The organism is Janthinobacterium sp. HH102, assembly GCF_001758625.2.
Lineage (GTDB): Bacteria > Pseudomonadota > Gammaproteobacteria > Burkholderiales > Burkholderiaceae_D > Janthinobacterium.
Genome location: NZ_CP062063.1, coordinates 73,744 through 90,653, shown reverse-complemented (window position 1 = coordinate 90,653; position 16,910 = coordinate 73,744). Strand labels below are relative to the sequence as shown.

At 55.6% G+C, this 16,910-nt stretch carries 13 protein-coding genes; 10 read left to right on the top strand and 3 right to left on the bottom strand.

Annotation, left to right across the window (positions count from 1 at the left end; translation table 11 throughout):
• The first annotated feature begins 138 nt into the window (after nt 1–138).
• Nucleotides 139–2,373 carry a DotA/TraY family protein gene (locus JAB4_RS29175; RefSeq protein WP_175444830.1) on the top strand — a complete coding sequence of 745 codons (2,235 nt, stop codon included), beginning with the start codon at nt 139–141 and terminating at the stop codon, nt 2,371–2,373.
• A 35-nt stretch (nt 2,374–2,408) separates the two neighbouring features.
• Here JAB4_RS29175 and JAB4_RS29170 read toward each other — a convergent pair whose 3' ends face one another.
• Together JAB4_RS29170 and JAB4_RS29165 are read right to left on the bottom strand one after the other, a co-directional pair.
• Nucleotides 2,409–2,834, bottom strand: coding sequence for a hypothetical protein (locus JAB4_RS29170; RefSeq protein WP_070225099.1), 426 nt, complete (start codon nt 2,832–2,834; stop codon nt 2,409–2,411).
• A 134-nt stretch (nt 2,835–2,968) separates the two neighbouring features.
• On the bottom strand, nt 2,969–3,772 hold the full coding sequence (locus JAB4_RS29165; RefSeq protein ID WP_070308546.1) for an exonuclease domain-containing protein: 804 nt from the start codon (nt 3,770–3,772) through the stop codon (nt 2,969–2,971).
• A gap of 88 nt (nt 3,773–3,860) precedes the next feature.
• On the opposite strand from JAB4_RS29165, the gene JAB4_RS29160 reads away from it, so the two are divergent.
• From JAB4_RS29160 to JAB4_RS29135, 6 genes are all read left to right on the top strand, one after another.
• On the top strand, nt 3,861–4,538 hold the full coding sequence (locus JAB4_RS29160) for a hypothetical protein (RefSeq protein ID WP_139143872.1): 678 nt from the start codon (nt 3,861–3,863) through the stop codon (nt 4,536–4,538).
• 177 nt (nt 4,539–4,715) lie between these two features.
• Nucleotides 4,716–5,078 carry a hypothetical protein gene (locus tag JAB4_RS29155; protein ID WP_070225102.1) on the top strand — a complete coding sequence of 121 codons (363 nt, stop codon included), beginning with the start codon at nt 4,716–4,718 and terminating at the stop codon, nt 5,076–5,078.
• Between the two features lie 211 nt (nt 5,079–5,289).
• A complete protein-coding gene (locus JAB4_RS29150) occupies nt 5,290–6,996 on the top strand; it encodes a DNA sulfur modification protein DndB (RefSeq protein ID WP_070225103.1) in 1,707 nt (568 codons plus the stop codon).
• Between the two features lie 77 nt (nt 6,997–7,073).
• The gene (locus JAB4_RS29145; protein WP_070225104.1) at nt 7,074–7,310 is read left to right on the top strand and encodes a hypothetical protein; all 237 of its coding nucleotides are present in this window, start codon (nt 7,074–7,076) and stop codon (nt 7,308–7,310) included.
• Nucleotides 7,311–7,930: 620 nt separating this feature from the next.
• The gene (locus JAB4_RS29140) at nt 7,931–8,284 is read left to right on the top strand and encodes a hypothetical protein (RefSeq protein WP_139143871.1); all 354 of its coding nucleotides are present in this window, start codon (nt 7,931–7,933) and stop codon (nt 8,282–8,284) included.
• A gap of 3,162 nt (nt 8,285–11,446) precedes the next feature.
• Entirely contained in the window at nt 11,447–11,911 is a 465-nt protein-coding gene (locus tag JAB4_RS29135; protein WP_070221167.1) for a hypothetical protein, read from the top strand.
• Between the two features lie 65 nt (nt 11,912–11,976).
• On the opposite strand, the gene JAB4_RS29130 is transcribed toward JAB4_RS29135, so the two are convergent.
• Nucleotides 11,977–14,532 carry a hypothetical protein gene (locus JAB4_RS29130; RefSeq protein ID WP_139143799.1) on the bottom strand — a complete coding sequence of 852 codons (2,556 nt, stop codon included), beginning with the start codon at nt 14,530–14,532 and terminating at the stop codon, nt 11,977–11,979.
• A 425-nt stretch (nt 14,533–14,957) separates the two neighbouring features.
• Between JAB4_RS29130 and JAB4_RS29125 the strand changes: the two genes are divergently transcribed.
• Genes JAB4_RS29125 through JAB4_RS29115 form a run of 3 tightly spaced genes read left to right on the top strand, consistent with a single transcriptional unit; the run spans nt 14,958 to nt 16,835 of the window.
• The gene (locus JAB4_RS29125; RefSeq protein ID WP_139143800.1) at nt 14,958–15,242 is read left to right on the top strand and encodes a hypothetical protein; all 285 of its coding nucleotides are present in this window, start codon (nt 14,958–14,960) and stop codon (nt 15,240–15,242) included.
• Entirely contained in the window at nt 15,239–16,558 is a 1,320-nt protein-coding gene (locus tag JAB4_RS29120) for a hypothetical protein (protein ID WP_139143801.1), read from the top strand. The genes JAB4_RS29125 and JAB4_RS29120 overlap by 4 nt, the downstream gene beginning before the upstream one ends.
• A gap of 52 nt (nt 16,559–16,610) precedes the next feature.
• Nucleotides 16,611–16,835 carry a hypothetical protein gene (locus JAB4_RS29115; RefSeq protein WP_139143802.1) on the top strand — a complete coding sequence of 75 codons (225 nt, stop codon included), beginning with the start codon at nt 16,611–16,613 and terminating at the stop codon, nt 16,833–16,835.
• Nucleotides 16,836–16,910: the final 75 nt, after the last annotated feature.

Genomic DNA, 16,910 nt, shown 5'->3' with positions numbered 1-16,910 from the left:
AGCAGCGGAATAAACAGCCGAAACTGAGATGTCTAGCGACATCTCAGTTGCTTTGTTTTATGATGTTGCTACGTAACAATACACCTTAGGACATTCATGCGTTTCCCCTTTAAGTCTATACAACCGCGTACTTGCCTCATGGCAATCGCCATCCTGCTCGCGCCCAATATATCGCATGCGGGTTTGCTGGAGGATGTCGCTGAGTTGCTCTCCACGATTAACCGGGAAACTGACGAGTCCTTTGGGATGCTTCGGTCGGTATTAGGGGATTTTGTTCTTAACCCGTTCAAAACTTCGGATGGATCCACTGGATCGTTGATGGCCTCGATGTTCAAGGACTTCAACATGTTCATCTTTTCAGTTGCCTGTGTCTGGATGGCTTACAACATGCTTGCCGGCTTGGCCCAAACCATGCATGAAGGCATTGTGCTGGGTAAGCGAATGTCGCCGGTGTGGGTGCCATTTCGTGTTGCCTTCGGTACCGCTAGCCTTATGCCGGTTTTCGGTGGTTGGGCACTCTGTCAAGCGCTGATGGTTCTTGCCTGCCTACTTGGGATCGCTGGCGCGAATCGCGTGGCGCACACCGCTATCGAGAGTACTGCAGGCTTCCAAAGCACAGTCAACCCGATGGGCAATATCAAGCAAGCTGCCCAGATCCAGAATATTGAACTCTACATGGCAAAGGCTGCTGCGTGCCAGCGCGCATCCTATGACATGGCGGATGCGATGAAGGCGGGAAGCCAGGCAACGCCAACTGATTTTCCAGTAACGCTCAATGCATCTGCCGACAGTGGTACCGCCATTGTTATGAAATTTGGTGGTCGCCAGGCGAGTGGAAAGTATGGCGATAGCGCGTGTGGCGAGATCAAAATGAAATTCTCGGCGCGGTCCAATACGGGCCTCGGCAGTACGTTCGGCTTCCGTATTGCTGCAGTCAATTACGCGGGAATCCGGAAAAGTGCTATGGAGGCGCACGCTGGTACGCTCAATACTGTGTATGAGAAGGCGCAGACGATGATCAAAGGCGCATCTCCGAACAGTACGGCGGCCGAGTTTCAGGCGGCCGTAAAAGTCGTCTCCGAGGGTTATTTTGGGCTTTATACGAACACATTCCAAGGCAAATTGGCTGCATTGGCCGCCGAGGCTAATAACGTGAGTAATGCCGGTGCCATCTCCGATCAACTTATCGCGCGAATGAAGGATGGCGGCTGGGCCACACTCGGAATCTGGTATAGCGTGTACGCAGAGGTTGGTGAAGCAATGAATGAGATGTTAGATCCTTCTGTGACGCTTCAGGATGAGGCAGATGGTATTGAATTGTCGTCGACTACCAAAGACCTTCTTGCCGGGCTGGATGCTGCAATTGGCGCAGCATCCGCACATAAGCCAGGAAGATTTGAGACTGCGACGGGTAATACTTCGCTGGGGCAGTGGATCATGGGTGGTGTGTTGAATGGAATGATGGGATCGAGTTCGACTGGTGCGAGCAATACCGTGAATCCGATTATCGCGTTCAAGAACATCGGTGATAACGCTTTGGCTACGGCCCAGGCCCTCTATTTCGCGTATAAGGCCGCAAGTGTGGTCATGGACAGCAAAGTTGGTAAGGCTGTTAGCGGCGCTGTAGGAGGAATTGGGAGTGGTTTTATCAGCAAGATCCCCGTTATTGGTGGCATAGCCAGTACGCTGGGATCGATTGCTTCGGATGCGGGAATGCTGTTGCTCCCTGTCATTGCCCTGCTGTTTGTCACCGCAGCCGTTATGGCGTTCTATATACCTATGGTGCCGTTTATCCAATGGTTCGCTGCGCTGATCCAATGGTTTACCTCTGTCATCGAGTCGTTGATCGGATCTTCACTCTGGGCAATGGCGCACTTTGACTCGGACGGAGAGGGTATGGGGCAGCGTACAAGTTATGGCTATACCTACATGCTAAATAACTTTGCCCGTCCGATCATCATGACCTTTGCCTTCTTTATTGCGTCCGCGGCGATCACGGTGTTGGGGACCTATCTGTTTCGCTACTTTGGGACTGCCGTCGGCAGCGCCCAGGGTAACAGTCTGACTGGTTTGATCTCAATCGTTGCCTACCTGGTAATTTTTACAGTGATGGGTCTGACGCTGGTGAACTCGACGTTCGCAATGATGTTGCAGTTGGCTGACCGGATGATCGGTTGGATCGGCAGCAATCAGAATGCGGCGATTGGTCACGAGGTTGAAAGCAAGGTATCCGGTGTCTTTATTGCCGCTGCACGTGGTGGTAGCGGCGCAGCTAATGAGGCGTTGGGTCTTAAGAATAAGATGCGCTTGGGGTTGGTAGATTCTGTAAATAAGAAAGGCGCAGGTAAACAGTCTGGTGTCACACCTGATTAGTGAGTCAAATATCGCCCGACTGTCGGGCGATATTTTTAAGGGCTGATGGAGAACTCATAAATTTTCTGGGCAGCCACATCACTTGGCGCGAAATTGGTCAAGTCCGCGTCATCTGGCCGGTCAGCCCGGTTGTAGTTGATGAGGGTCTGGGTCGCGATGTTCTGGCGTACGGTCGATGACACTACAAGTGGGTGGCCAGGGCTAATTTTACCGAGTTCGCGAAGTGCTACAACCTTTACGCCGACTTGGCGGCCCATCTGGTCGACCGGTACTGTACGTTGGAATTCGTCAGGCATGATGCCCGTGCGCTTGGCCTCCGAAAGCGCTCGGGCATATCCTTCACGGAAATCTTTTTCCGCCTTGTCGATTACCCTACGGTCCCTCAGCGTGGATCCGATACTGACCATGTTGTCCACCAGGCCTATTGTCTCGATTGCTTTTGTCGTGTCCCAGATACTCATGCGATGCCTCTGTGTGGTGTATTCAGTAATTTATAAAGCTTGATAACGCATTTAATCAATCCGGCATCGAGTCTGTCAACTAAACGCTCCTGGTGAAGGTACTGGCAACAGAATCGATCCGCATTTCAATTTGTTTAACGAGGCACCGTAGTATCTTCGCCGTACTGCATTTCGTTGGCCGCATCCGCCGGCTCTTCCTGACCTGTCTCTGGATTGGCGCACCAGATCGGCGTTGTCCCCATTTCACTTAAGTATGCTTCATGCGACAGGAGCTCGTCGTTAGAGGCAGCAACTACCAGGATAGGTGCAAAGCCGATAGGCGCGTCGCAGAGACCAAGGTCAGGGAGCTCGTCGACGAGGAGCGCATCAAAATTCCTTTGCTCTCGGTGCATCGCAAGCAGCGATTCTGCGCAAAGCATTGCATCTGTCAGGGCTCCGTGCCTTGTGCGGTGCGCGATGGATATCCCCACGCGTTCGCAAAGCGCATCAAGGTGCGCAGGCTTGCCAGGCCATCGCTTGCGGCTTTCCGCCATGGTGTCGAACACACCTATGATGTATTGATCTAAGCGGGGGAATCGATGACGCACCAACTCGGCGTTTAACATGTCGATGTCGAACTTGACGTTGTGGCCGCAAACGATCGCCTCGATCAATAGCTCAAGAATTTTTGCCAGGTAACCCTTAATTGGGGGCTTATCGGCAAGGAATTCCTTCGTTATGCCGTGGACCTTTAGCGCATCCGGGTGGATTTCCACATTGCCAGGATTGAAAAACCACTCGACAGAGTCAACAATTTTTCCATCATGAACCCGGACGTGCCCAAATGAAATAATACGGTCCAGTCGGGGATTGAGGCCGGTTGTTTCAGTGTCTATTACCGACACAGGACCAATTAGGGGATCAAGGGTATGAATTGGTGCAACGACGGAAGGTTCCATGGAATTCCTAGTTTCTGAATGATTCACGTAGTATGATAATAAAAGAGAACAACATGCGCTGAAAGGCGTGATTGCAAAGGGTGCGCTCATGAGTACCATCAACTCAAATGTCTTATGTCTGCCACAAAATAGGGTGGGTCGAGATTTCGTTGTTGGTGATACGGGTGGTGCCTATGACCTCCTGCTCCAATCAATGCGAAGTGCAGGTTTCGAGCCGAGTCGCGATCGAATTTTCTCGGTTGGACATTTATTGGCCGGCGAGTGCTCGTTGACAGACTGCATTCGTTTCCTGCGCATGCCCTCGGTTTTTGCCGTGAGAACCAACAGTGAACAGGATTTGCTAGATTTATTTTCAGACGGTCCGCCTGACGAAGAAAGCATCCGTGCCCTGAATGAACTGCCGTTTCATGACATGGGTTGGCTCGCCAAGGTTGGTTATCAACAACGCATGCAACTTGTTTCCGCGATGCGAATGCTCCCAGTGGCCATTTCGATCGGCAACGGTGTGGCTCGAACGGGATTCGTTCATGACAGTGTGCCTGAAGGAAAAGGTTGGGGTGACTTCCTGGGGGGGCTTCAAGAAGATGCCGAGAATTGTTTGATGGCTGCCATGAGGGGCATAGGTAGGAGCGCAATGATAGTTGAGGGCGTTGAGCGAATGTTTGTCTGTTATACGCCAGATTGGGCAGGGACCGAACGCCCGGCCAATGCCGTTTCAGTAGCACCTGGTAGTGCATTGTATTTGGTGGAAGACATGGGTACTTAGATGTTTATGGGGTATCCGAAGCGATTTTGGTGGATTCGGCGGGGTAGGAAAGAGTCTGAATCGAAATAGATGTGGTGCCAGCATGATCTGATCCCTCGCGGGAAATGAACTTAGACAAAAAATGGCCGGTGACGGGCGAGCTTCTGTCTCCCAATGCCGGCGTCATGAGGAATCGTAATGATAGAAAGCAGAAAAATAGGCGTAGCTTGCGCTATAGCACTAATAGCTTCGTTTGCTGGATGTGGGAAAAAGGTATCAAGTCCGCCAGAGCAGACGCCGCTGCAGCGCGAGGTTCAAGCGCTGCATGCCAACATCAATGCCACTTTTTTCGGAGCTGTGCGGGACGCGGATTGGTACTTGATCATCAGCTCCCCCGAAATCGCTAAACCACTGGTGATTTGGTCAGGAGAGAAGGAGGTTTGCATTCAAGAGTCGAGCGAGTTTGCTCTTAAGTCGGTCGATATGACCTCGGTGACGGAGCCGCCCAGGGCCTGGTGTGTAAAAGGACGCGAGCTGCGAGCACGCTTTGGCATTTCATAATGAATGTATTCAGTTGGCTTGAATTCCAGCATTAAATAATCAACGTAATCTTGCTGTATGGCGTAATGCCATAGTTTACGGGGTGAATCGCGCCAAGGGAATACTGCCGCGAATTTCCGGTTAGTAGAGGGCCAGTGAGGAGTTTCCATCAATTTCTACATTCGATAAATGCACCCCTTAAGGGTTGCGTTTTTGAGGTGCCTTCAGTATCATGTTAGTCATGGCCTACCGCCATCGCGCCCTTTCCGACCATAGCGGCGTGCTCAACACTATCGAGGAAACCATGACGAAATACTATGTAATCGCGCTGAGCAGAGCGTTCCTGCCCAATGAGACTTTTGACGCGCAAAAAGGCACGATTGTGTCCCGCCATACCGAATCGTTCAAGGCATCGGAACAGGCGGACAAGCATAATGCGAAAAACGGGACCACTAGCCGCAAGCCGTTGTTTGGCGTGCTGAGCACGCAGTTATTGCTAGCAAAGGGGGAGGTGCGCGAGGATCTGGCCGACCAGTGGCTCAAGGACCGATACGACTACGATGCCATCTACGTCATGAAGTGCATTCTCGATCCGAACTGGCGTGACGGCCGGCCGGTCGATGAGGAAACGATGAGCGTCTGGTTGACGGACCTGAGCCTGACTGTCGAAGATTTGCGTATCCGCTACCAGGACCGTGCCCAGGAAGAACTCGACAAGGCGAACTCAAATCGCATATCGCAGGCTGAGCGGCGCGCGCGTGTGAAGGCCAACACTATGAAACTAGCTGCCGAGCGTAGCCAGTTCACCTACACGTTCCCCGCCGTGGCAGGAACGCAGGCCGGCCAAGTCTACTATGTTGCGCAAGTCCCCATGAAAGTGCTGGTACGGTTATTCCGCTTCGATGAAGAGGATGTCGTGCCGGCACAGCTCCGGGCCCAGCGCGTGATGAACGAGGCTCGGGCTGAGAAGATTGGTCAGTACATGGTCAAGAATCCGTTTAATTACGTGCTGCCCGCCATCACTGCCAGCGTGTCGGCCGAGATGGCGTTCCAGGCGTTTGAGGTGGATGGGGCCGCCGGTAGCATCGGTCTGCTGCATATTCCGATGGAGGCGACGCTTTTGATCAACGATGGCCAGCACCGTCGCGCGGGCATCGAGCGTGCTATTAAGGAGCTACCCGCACTGGCCAACGAGACGATCGCCGTGGTGCTGTACTTTGATCAAGGCCTGGAACGTTCTCAGCAGATGTTCGCGGACATCAACGCGCGCCAAGTCAAGCCATCGTCGGCGATTAATGCGTTGTATGACCGCCGCAACCCATTCAATAAATGGGTGCTGGATATAATCGAGCAACTTCCGCACATAAGTCACCGCGTCGACTTCGAGAACTCTAGTGTGGGCGCCAAGTCGTCCAAGCTGTGGAGTCTGATTGCTTTCAAAAAGGCGCTGTCGCTGCTGACAGGTGTGGACGAAAAGATAATTTGTGAGTTGGATGATGGCCAGTTGGCGGCAATCACGGCATTCGTAAAGCAGTTCTTCGCGACGTGCGCCGAGCGAATCCCAGACTGGCAGCAAATGGTCAGCGGTAAGATGATTGCCTTCGACGTGCGCGAACATCTGGTCATCGGTCATGCCGTCTGGCTCGAAGGACTGGCCGTCTTTGCGCGCCAGGCGATGTTCGCCGGTGTTCAGGTCGACCATGGTCGCTCAGGGCAGAATGTTATTTGTCCAGACAGCGCCCAGTGGGATAAGCTCGATGCGCTAGATAAGTTGGACACGCGCAAAGTATCGCGCATGTGGGATCGTCGATGTGTGGTGCTGGGCAAGATGCAAAAGACTGCTGACGGCGTCAACGGCACGGCGTCCAGGCTGTTGACCCTGGCAAATATCCCGCTGCCGCAGCATATGCGAGAACTGGAGCAGCGGTTGGCAGCATAGAAGAGGGGTGTGGCGCGGCGGTTCCGACGCCGTCGCGCCACGCTATCGAGGACCGATAGAGAAAGGAATGGTATCACATGGCTGAACCGGCTTATGCGCTGACCAAGGACATGCTGACTGCGATGCTGCAGGCGACGCGTATAGAAAACGAACACATGGTCGACGCCCTGCACGATGTCCTGGTGCTGGGTAAAAAGCCCAGTCCAACCGCCGAATTTCACGGCATCAAGCGGCAGTTGTTGGAAAGGCGGTTGGCGCACCTGGTCGGACTTAAAGTAGCGTTCGACCGGTACGCGCAGTTGGCAAATAGGTGAAGACACCGGTCAGTACGAAACTGACGCGTTGACGCTACTGGCATGTTTGTTCCAATCAGCACCACCCCAAAGGAAAATATGAAGGCTAATGACGCCGGGCGCGGTACCATCCCCAATTTTAAGGACCGCTTGACAAATGACTTGAAGCAGAAAACACCAAAGTGCCTATTACATCCTGAACGCACGACTGATTGTCGTGAGGAAATGCCGCTGGAGAACGGACAAAGCAAATGCGGCCTTTGTAAAAGACGTGCCGGGATGTAGACAATAGTAACAAATTATAGACCTGCGCTGTGGCGCCCGCCTCCTGGACGGTTTCCAGCATGAGGAAAAAAAGTGACCATAATGAATGATCCGGGTATTCACGTAAAAGCATGCATAGCGATGCTCGACGCTGGCAAGCTGGCAGACGCATTGACGTACTGTAAAGCGCAACGGATTGATCCTCCGCAGTGCTCGTTAACAGCCAAGTCGCCGAATGCGCACCGGCTACGCATACAAGCCATGGAGCACTTGTCGGACGAATCTTGGTGGCGGAAGCGACTTACAATTCTCGCACGACAAGATGCTGATGTGGCTAGAATGAAACCACAACGGCAGGTTTAGGCTAAAGAACGGGGTTGTTTGGCGCTACAACGCCGGCTGGAAGTGATTTTAAAGGCCGCGCAAGCGGATATGGGGAATTTATGCAAAATCGATCAGGTCAACAAAAGTATCAAATGTTTGGTCTCTTGTTGATTGCTTTGGCGTGCTGCGCCGCATTGCTTGGTGGACTCGGCGCCATCAATTATATGAATGGAGCCATGTTACAAAGTGGTGCGACACTCGCCATGCCAGCATACCTGGGCTACTGGGCATGGCAGGCTAGGGATAATCTAAGAAGTGAACCATTGATTCCAATCTTTGCAGGAGCGTGGTTGTGCGGACTTCCGCTTGGATTGCTTGTCCATCAAGTAGGGAAAATTTTTAATTAAACCGGAATACACCCAGCAGCACCTTGCGGCCCGCATGACGATATTTATAACCTCTAAAATGTGATCGGACTTCGGATGAGCGATATTGATATCCTACATAGGATAATCCTAGTCGAAGGCGAGGCAAAGACACATGCAGGAACGGAACTTGGCGCACTTTACCGACAGCAGATAATCGACCTATCAGATGAGCTTTCACCAAGATGTAAGATGGTCAAATTACTATTGCCACATGCTTCATATGAAGAGATAGGCAATTATGTAAAAATTTCTCTCAATGACCAAGAGTAGTCGACGCCAGCGAGGCTCCGGTCGGAAAGTGCCTCCTTGCACATCTGGCAGCGCGCTCAGACCCTGCCGATGAACAACTGCAGGAACAAGGATGTTCAGGATGTGCGCCGTGCAGCAGGTGGTGCAGGCCATTAACTTGGCACCGGTCACCGCGGTGGCTGCGCGCCGCGCGCCAACGGCGCCAAAGAGGTGCCAGTCGTTAGCCGATGCAGGAACGTCGGGGCGCCGGCCAATCGCTGGCCAGGAGCATCCGCATACCACCAAACTATTGCTGGCCACTGTGCTGGCCGCGCGCAGCGCGGGCGTGTGCGCGCCGTCGACGTGGTGCTGGCCACCGCGGCAGCCGCGTGCGGCGTGCCGGCGGCGCCGGCGAGAATCCGGCCGGTGAGCCGCTGCAGGAACAGGGTGGCACCGGCCAGGCGCCATGCAGCAGCTGGTGCACGCCATCGACGTGGTGCTGGCCACCGCGGCAGCCGCGTGCGGCGCGCCGGCGGCGCCGGCGAGAATCCGGCCGGTGAGCCGCTGCAGGAACAGGGTGGCGCCGACCAGGCGCCGTGCAGCAGCTGGAGCACGCCGTCGACGAGGTGTTGGCCACTGCGGCGGCCGCGCTCGGCGCTGGCGGCGCTGGCGCGGTACCGGCCGATGATCAGCTCCAGGAACAAGGTGGCGCCGGCCAGGCGCTGGCTAGCAGCTTGTGTATGCCGTCGACGTGGTGCTGGCCACTGCGGCCGCCGCGCGCGGCGCGCCGGCGGCGCCGGCGTGGTCCCGGCCGATGATCCGCTCCAGGAACAAGGTGGCGCCAGTCAGGCGCAATGCAGCAGCTGGTGCACGTCATCGACGTGGTGTTGGCCCCTGCGGCGGCCGCGGGCGGCGCGCCGGCGGTGAGCCGCTGCAGGAACAGGGTGGCGCCGGCCAGGCGCCGTGCAGCAGCTGGAGCACGCCGTCGACGAGGTGTTGGCCACTGCGGCGGCCGCGCTCGGCGCTGGCGGCGCTGGCGCGGTACCGGCCGATGATCAGCCCCAGGAACAAGGTGGCGCCGGCCAGGCGCTGGCTAGCAGCTTGTGTATGCCGTCGACGTGGTGCTGGCCACTGCGGCCGCCGCGCGCGGCGCGCCGGCGGCGCCGGCGTGGTCCCGGCCGATGATCAGCTCCAGGAACAAGGTGGCGCCAGTCAGGCGCAATGCAGCAGCTGGTGCACGTCATCGACGTGGTGTTGGCCCCTGCGGCGGCCGCGGGCGGCGCGCCAGCGGTGAGCCGCTGCAGGAACAGGGTGGCGCCGGCCAGGCGCCGTGCAGCAGCTGGAGCACGCCGTCGACGTGGTGTTGGCCACCGCGGCAGCCGCGTTCGGCGCGCCGGTGGCGCCGTCGAGGATCCGGCCGGATATCTGCTGCAGGAACGTGGTGGCGCCGGTCAGGCGCCGTGCAGCAGCTGGTGCGCGCCGTCGACCTGAAGATGGCCATTACGGTGCTCGCGTGCGGCGCTGGCGGCGCTGGCGCGGTACCGGCCGATGATCAGCTCCAGGAACAAGGTGGCGCCGGCCAGGCGCTGGCTAGCAGCTTGTGTATGCCGTCGACGTGGTGCTGGCCACTGCGGCCGCCGCGCGCGGCGCGCCGGCGGCGCCGGCGTGGTCCCGGCCGATGATCAGCTCCAGGAACAAGGTGGCGCCAGTCAGGCGCAATGCAGCAGCTGGTGCACGTCATCGACGTGGTGTTGGCCCCTGCGGCGGCCGCGGGCGGCGCGCCAGCGGTGAGCCGCTGCAGGAACAGGGTGGCGCCGGCCAGGCGCCGTGCAGCAGCTGGAGCACGCCGTCGACGTGGTGTTGGCCACCGCGGCAGCCGCGTTCGGCGCGCCGGTGGCGCCGTCGAGGATCCGGCCGGATATCTGCTGCAGGAACGTGGTGGCGCCGGTCAGGCGCCGTGCAGCAGCTGGTGCGCGCCGTCGACCTGAAGATGGCCATTACGGTGCTCGCGTGCGGCGCTGGCGGCGCTGGCGCGGTACCGGCCGATGATCAGCTCCAGGAACAAGGTGGCGCCGGCCAGGCGCTGGCTAGCAGCTTGTGTATGCCGTCGACGTGGTGCTGGCCACTGCGGCCGCCGCGCGCGGCGCGCCGGCGGCGCCGGCGTGGTCCCGGCCGATGATCCGCTCCAGGAACAAGGTGGCGCCAGTCAGGCGCAATGCAGCAGCTGGTGCACGTCATCGACGTGGTGTTGGCCCCTGCGGCGGCCGCGGGCGGCGCGCCGGCGGTGAGCCGCTGCAGGAACAGGGTGGCGCCGGTCAGGCGCCGTGCAGCAGCTGGTGCGCGCCGTCGACCTGAAGATGGCCATTACGGTGCTCGCGTGCGGTGCTGGCGGCGCTGGCGCGGTACCGGCCGATGATCAGCTCCAGGAACAAGGTGGCGCCAGTCAGGCGCCATGCCGCAGCTGGTGCACGTCATCGACGTGGTGTTGGCCCCTGCGGCGGCCGCGTGCGGTGCTGGCGGCGCTGGCGCGGTACCGGCCGATGATCAGCTCCAGGAACAAGGTGGCGCCAGTCAGGCGCCATGCCGCAGCTGGTGCACGTCATCGACGTGGTGTTGGCCCCTGCGGCGGCCGCGGGCGGCGCGCCGGCGGCGCCGGCGAGAATCCGGCCGGTGAGCCGCTGCAGGAACAGGGTGGCGCCGGCCAGGCGCTGGCCAGCAGCTGGAGCACGCCGTCGACCGGATACTGGCCACTTCGGCGCGCGCGGCTCAATTGTTCCCGTTATCGACCTGATTCTGCGGGGCGGAGGAGGGTGCTTGAAGGTGTCATTTGGCATCAACCAGCGCAATATAAGAGTTTACTAGCTTGTTCCTATACTCAAGTGATGTACCCTCAACCTAACCCATGGAATTACTATGAACTCCCCGAACAAATATCCCAAAGTGCCAACTGCCATCAACCAAGTTTTGACCACGATTGTTATCATGGTCTTGTGCGTTGTTGCCTTTATTATCATTAACCCAGAATTGAAGGTGTCACTTGAGACTAAGCGTGTGTTAGCTCGAGCAAGTGCCGTATTTGTCTTAGCGGGCAGTATTCTGGGTAGCTTCGGACTTATCTGGAGCCAAAGAAACAGTAAAAAGCTTATGCTGGCCAAGATTCATTTTGACCAGACTACCGAGGCAATACGTCGTATGACGCACAAGGGGCAGAATGCCAACATGGTTTCATCAGTAGTACACCAGGCGACTGAAATGAAGGAAAAAGCTGCTGTTGCGGTGGAGGAAGCCACTGATTTCGGTAAAACTGTGACCATTGTAGGCTTGAGTGCGTTGGCATTCATAACGGTTGGGGTCATCCTGCAAGCCGTGATAGCTTAATCTACGCACCGCCTCCGATTCAACCTGAGCCGGAGGCGGTGCGCAGTACTCGTTGCTTAAAACATTCAGCTCGCGCCGCCATGATGATGGCGATTGTTGCGTTCAGTAAAAAGCGCAGCAAGCGGCTGCGTGTACGAACGATCTCCGAAACCGAGAAAAAAGTCGTGCAGCGTGTAGCTTAGTTGGGAGCGCATTATCTCCTGGGGGCGTTTAAATCCCTTTACCTCCCTATGCTCCATTCGAGCACTATCGAGGCGCTGTTGGGCCGTACGTAGGATTGCATTTGCGACGTGGGCAGGGGAGAGGCGTTTTGTCCCTTGCGATTCAGATGCTCCTGCAGTTCCTTGCCATAGAAAATTAAACACCTGAGATACAGAAAACTTCGCAAGTGCGCTGTCAATCATTAACAGTGCTTTAACTGTTGGGGGGGCCTGAAGGTGCCGTTCACTTACACACAATTGGAGGTAAGCCAAGCACTCATGCCGGGCAAGTTCGTAAGCCAGTTTTATTGCGTCGGCCTTCCACGTCTCAGGCCACGCATTAGTGCTGCAGACTTCTTCGATTTCGCGAACTCGTTTAACCGTGGCATCAGGTAGCTCCCAGAATAGGTTTTCCAAATGGTAACCCTCGACTGCAGGTGGTGATTGAATGACTGTGAACGCTGTAGTTGGCGTAACTGGCGAGACCATAATAAGACCTGATCTCAGCAGAGCGAAGAGTGGCTGGTACATCTCCGGAGAAGGCGCAAAGGGACACTCATTCTCGCCAAATGGACGTAGCACCTGGTGTTCTCCTGTTGCGCAACTTCGGTGTAACGCTATTAAATACACCGCTTGTTCCAAGGTCATGTCGGTCACTGAGCCGGGGGGAGTGGATACCACAAGAGCGGCTATATCGTGATCAATTATCGTTCTAAGTCGTTCCGCGGGGGGCACCAGCAACAGAAGGTTCATCCGTGCGTCCGAGTGTGTTGGTTCTTGCTCCAGGCATGCGTTATAGCTGGATATTGCCGTTTTGTGCTTGCCCGTTTGGTGGGCCGCCAGGGCGTAGTCGAACCAAATGCCGGGCATCACCTCTACCCCAATGACAAGATGCTTTTCAATAATCGCTTCCATCATGGAATAAAAACGGGTATGCAGCTTGTATTCGAGAAGCGGAGCGCGAAGGTAGTTGCAAAGTATGTTGGAAATGTGATGTAGGCCATTGTTGTGCGCCAGACCTTCCAATAGTGCTTCTTTGAGCATGCCGTCTGCAAATTGGTCCACCACATCTTCGTCGTTATATGGGGCCTCATCAAAAATTGTTGAGTCGTCCAGGCCCATCATGCCGCGCGGGAGCTCGAGCGCCCATGCAAAGTTAAAACGAAAAAAAGCGCGGCCTGCACCTTCGAAGTCACCGGCTTCCATTCGAGCCCAGGCAACTTCCCGTTGAATGAAGGGGAGGGTACTTTCACGTCCTGCCGAGAGCTTCAGTTCCCGCGCAATATCCACCGGCATCTGACCGTCTTGCCCATCCTGATTCGCAAATAGGACTTTGAATAGTGCACGGACGTCTTTATCGGTAACAGACGTGAAGATTCGGTCCTGCAGCCCCGTTAAGTCTCCATTGGGACGGTATGGCATCAACATTGTCCCGACCTCAATCATTATATGATCGGGTGTAAGTGGACAAGGTAGATGTGCAATCGACAGAACGCCATGGCGACATAAGCAACTTGCAAACGAGCGGGCAGCGGTTTCAATTTCAAGATTACTGCCCCGCTCCACTCGGAGTTGGAGAAGGCCTCTTGCTGCGTGTAGTGCCAAGTCGTTGCATGAGTTCTCCGATGGTGCGTCTTCGAGCAGCTGCTGGTAAATAGCGGCTGCACGGTCCGGAAAACCAGATAGATTGAATAGATCTGCCTCGACAAACGCCAGCGCACGCCTGCTAAACGGTGCGCTGATTTCCCTTATTCTGCCTACGAGTTCCAATGCTTGCGCATGATGTCCGAAGCTATGGAATATCTCGAAGCCTTGCCATAGGTCTTCAGGTTCCGCGGCGGGCACCTGTACCGCCTCGGACACCAGTGCCAGCAGAGTATCTTTAGAAAGATCATCTCCCCATAATGCCCGCGTGTATATTCGACGCAATTTAGCATTCTCAGGGAAAGTCTCATATCCAAACCGCAGCTTATCTAAGCGTTGTGTCGTGTTGATCAGGTGACGGTCCGCTAGTTCGTAGAAGTAGGGATCCTTATCTGGTAATTCCAACAGCATTTGCACAAGGTCGTCTAGTTCATCGTCATGCTCGCCCCATATGTTGCCCGCGGCAATGCAATCGATAAGGATTGCTAACGGCTTGCTCTCGCGATGGCGCCGAGCGTCTTCGAGATAACGAGTGCAGTCGCTTAGCATGTCGAGTTGATAGCAACACCATCCTATTTTTTTTCTCAAGCGCCAGGATTTACCTTTGGCATCTTTGTATGACTGGAGTGCCTCTGCATATTTGCCTCCTGCCAACGCTTGATCTCCCACAAGTTCCAGCAGAATCCGCTCTGGCTGTCCTGATGGTAGCTTCCGCAATAAGTCGGTCATGCCAATGATCTGAAAGAGCGAAGCGGGATTATATTTTGATGACTTCATGCGAGAAAAAATTCTGCGTTGGGCGAAGGTGCCAACGTGAAATGGTACTGCGTAATTGCAGCAGGCGCATGCTTTGCCGTACGGTGCGGTTGATGGAGTCAACCACGACCGCGGACGGACTCAAACGCGGGGGAAATTTCGAAACCGGGAAAGCCACGGAAGAGTTCCGCGCTTGGCCGGATATAGTCGAGTATGTTCTCAGTTGTCAACCAGCGGCGGCCCAGGCGCTCAGCGGCTACCCTCATCGGCGCTTGCGTAAGCTCCAGTGATATGGGTGAAGAGGTCTAATTGTTGCATGTGTTTGCTCGAGGTTGGAATGATCTGTGTGGATTGTATTGATTAAGGCTCAGGTCTCACAAGGATAATTGTTCTGTTTTATAGTAATAATGTAGAATTCATCTATCTTCTCAACTGCGATAAACATCATGTCGACATCTGGTCAGCCTCCAATCTTCGTAACTGTAGTCTTCGCGCAGAGGAAGCCGGGGGCAATTCTCAGTATTCCACCACTGGCAGTTGCAACGACTTTCCACATGCGTGATAGCGCTTTCTTTACTGCTGATGGGCGAGAGCTTGTCATCCTCGATGACGACACACGTGCACGGGTCATTGAAGCATTTTTGAAAGACCCATCAAGTGTGTTTGTGGTCGAAACAGGACCGCTTGGTTTCGTGGCTGACTATCCGATCGATCCTGGCAGCGCGTCATGAACGCGCAATTGAATCGTTTACAGGCATTTTTGGCCGACGCCGGTGAACTGGAGATAGTTGCTCCACCACCTGCGGTCCGGCCAGACTATTTCAGTAGGTTTGCCAAGATCTTGGCACCAGCACTATTGGCGGGTCATCTTGTCGCTCCCCAGGCGGGCGCAACGTCTGGGACGCCAGAAATACCAGCTGCCGACGTTGTCGCCACTCAGTCCAACACGGCAACGCGCCAAGCTCTTTCTGAAATCAGTCAGATTTCCGCTCGCTATCTGGCTCATGGCCGGTCGCCACTACAACCTCGGATACTGATGTTGAACCCGAGTGACTCGCCGGACGAAGGTCCAATGGCGATCGCCGTGCCTGGTGAAATATGTATTGTCAAGGGCGTTCGGGGCGACTACTCGAAAACCGAGCCGCGGTTGGCTGCTATGGCCGATACCGCACAAATGCGGGCAATGGTGCTTGTTCACGAAAGTATGCATTGTCGGCTTGGCCCAGCCTTGCTACGCCATGTAGCGGCCACGCCATTCCCCATGGCGACGTCATTCACGCAGATTTTTAGCGAGTCGTCTGCCGATGCGATGGCAGTACTGACTTTGGCGCGCCGTGACGGGATACCAGACGCGCTAAAGGTACTTGACCGAATGGTGGAAATACGCGCTGAGGAGGCTGCCTCGGCAGATGCAGACGGTTTTCATGATACGCGCGAGACGCTGGCCAGAGTTCGTGCGCTGCTTGTAAACCAACCCAGCAAGCTCGCATCAGACGCGGACGCCTTCAAGCTTGCAATCACTGAAGCGATGGGCGGGAGCGCTACCACATTCAAAGCGTCGTTGCCGGCTGACAAGAAAGACTACATTTCTACACCCGAATTTCGCTCCGATATGACCGGATTCCACAAAGCCGTGGAGGAGATGGGTCGCGACTATCTTGATGGTAAGCACGAAATGAGTTCACCTGAAATTAGCTTGGGGAATACCGTCTTGCAGTCGGGTGCAGCGGCCTCTTCGTCAGTCTGGCAAATGCTGGCAAAGCGCGTACATCCAGATCCGGGATTTACGGCCGCAGGCCTCCGTGGCCAAGCAGAGGCGATTACTGCTGAGGTCATCGCTGCGAATGCAGGCGTTAGTGCTGGAGTTGGTGTCAATTCTCAATCGGCCGTTGCCATTGGCTCACCGGCACCACAAGCAACCCTATCGCAGGCCGTTGGACGTTTGCGGTCACGAATTGGGTCTGTCTACGAGGACACCCTCCGTCCTGAAATTCACGTACCAGGGAATGATGAGACGCCCGATGAAGCGCCACGGCCGGCTATGTGAGCTGGTTGCCTGTCGGGGCGTGAGCCAGAAACCGTCTTCAAATGAAGGACATATGGAAAATAGAATGAGTTGGGATGAGCAGTTATCGGGTGAAGCTGGCCAGCGGGCAATGGTGCTAGGTGCGCTCATTACCAGCTGGGTTAATGAGATGGCTGAGACGCTGAATATGTTACCTGTAATGCCGTCAGAGGGCGTTGTTCGTGATGACGGTAAGCAGAAACATTTAAACGCTGAAATTTTACAGCGACTTGATAGGCAATTTTTAGGTGCCTTGTGATCTCGTCAATTGAGTCGATGGACGAATCCGATTTGGGGAAGTAAGGAAACATTCCTAGCGCCAGGGCACAAAGAA

What these genes read in the sequence shown, in the direction of transcription:
- JAB4_RS29175 (WP_175444830.1), top strand. Translation starts at nt 139, where the DNA reads ATGGCAATCGCCATCCTGCTCGCGCCCAATATATCGCATGCGGGTTTG.
- JAB4_RS29170 (WP_070225099.1), bottom strand. Translation starts at nt 2,834, where the DNA reads ATGAGTATCTGGGACACGACAAAAGCAATCGAGACAATAGGCCTGGTG.
- JAB4_RS29165 (WP_070308546.1), bottom strand. Translation starts at nt 3,772, where the DNA reads ATGGAACCTTCCGTCGTTGCACCAATTCATACCCTTGATCCCCTAATT.
- JAB4_RS29160 (WP_139143872.1), top strand. Translation starts at nt 3,861, where the DNA reads ATGAGTACCATCAACTCAAATGTCTTATGTCTGCCACAAAATAGGGTG.
- JAB4_RS29155 (WP_070225102.1), top strand. Translation starts at nt 4,716, where the DNA reads ATGATAGAAAGCAGAAAAATAGGCGTAGCTTGCGCTATAGCACTAATA.
- JAB4_RS29150 (WP_070225103.1), top strand. Translation starts at nt 5,290, where the DNA reads ATGTTAGTCATGGCCTACCGCCATCGCGCCCTTTCCGACCATAGCGGC.
- JAB4_RS29145 (WP_070225104.1), top strand. Translation starts at nt 7,074, where the DNA reads ATGGCTGAACCGGCTTATGCGCTGACCAAGGACATGCTGACTGCGATG.
- JAB4_RS29135 (WP_070221167.1), top strand. Translation starts at nt 11,447, where the DNA reads ATGAACTCCCCGAACAAATATCCCAAAGTGCCAACTGCCATCAACCAA.
- JAB4_RS29130 (WP_139143799.1), bottom strand. Translation starts at nt 14,532, where the DNA reads ATGAAGTCATCAAAATATAATCCCGCTTCGCTCTTTCAGATCATTGGC.
- JAB4_RS29125 (WP_139143800.1), top strand. Translation starts at nt 14,958, where the DNA reads ATGTCGACATCTGGTCAGCCTCCAATCTTCGTAACTGTAGTCTTCGCG.
- JAB4_RS29120 (WP_139143801.1), top strand. Translation starts at nt 15,239, where the DNA reads ATGAACGCGCAATTGAATCGTTTACAGGCATTTTTGGCCGACGCCGGT.
- JAB4_RS29115 (WP_139143802.1), top strand. Translation starts at nt 16,611, where the DNA reads ATGGAAAATAGAATGAGTTGGGATGAGCAGTTATCGGGTGAAGCTGGC.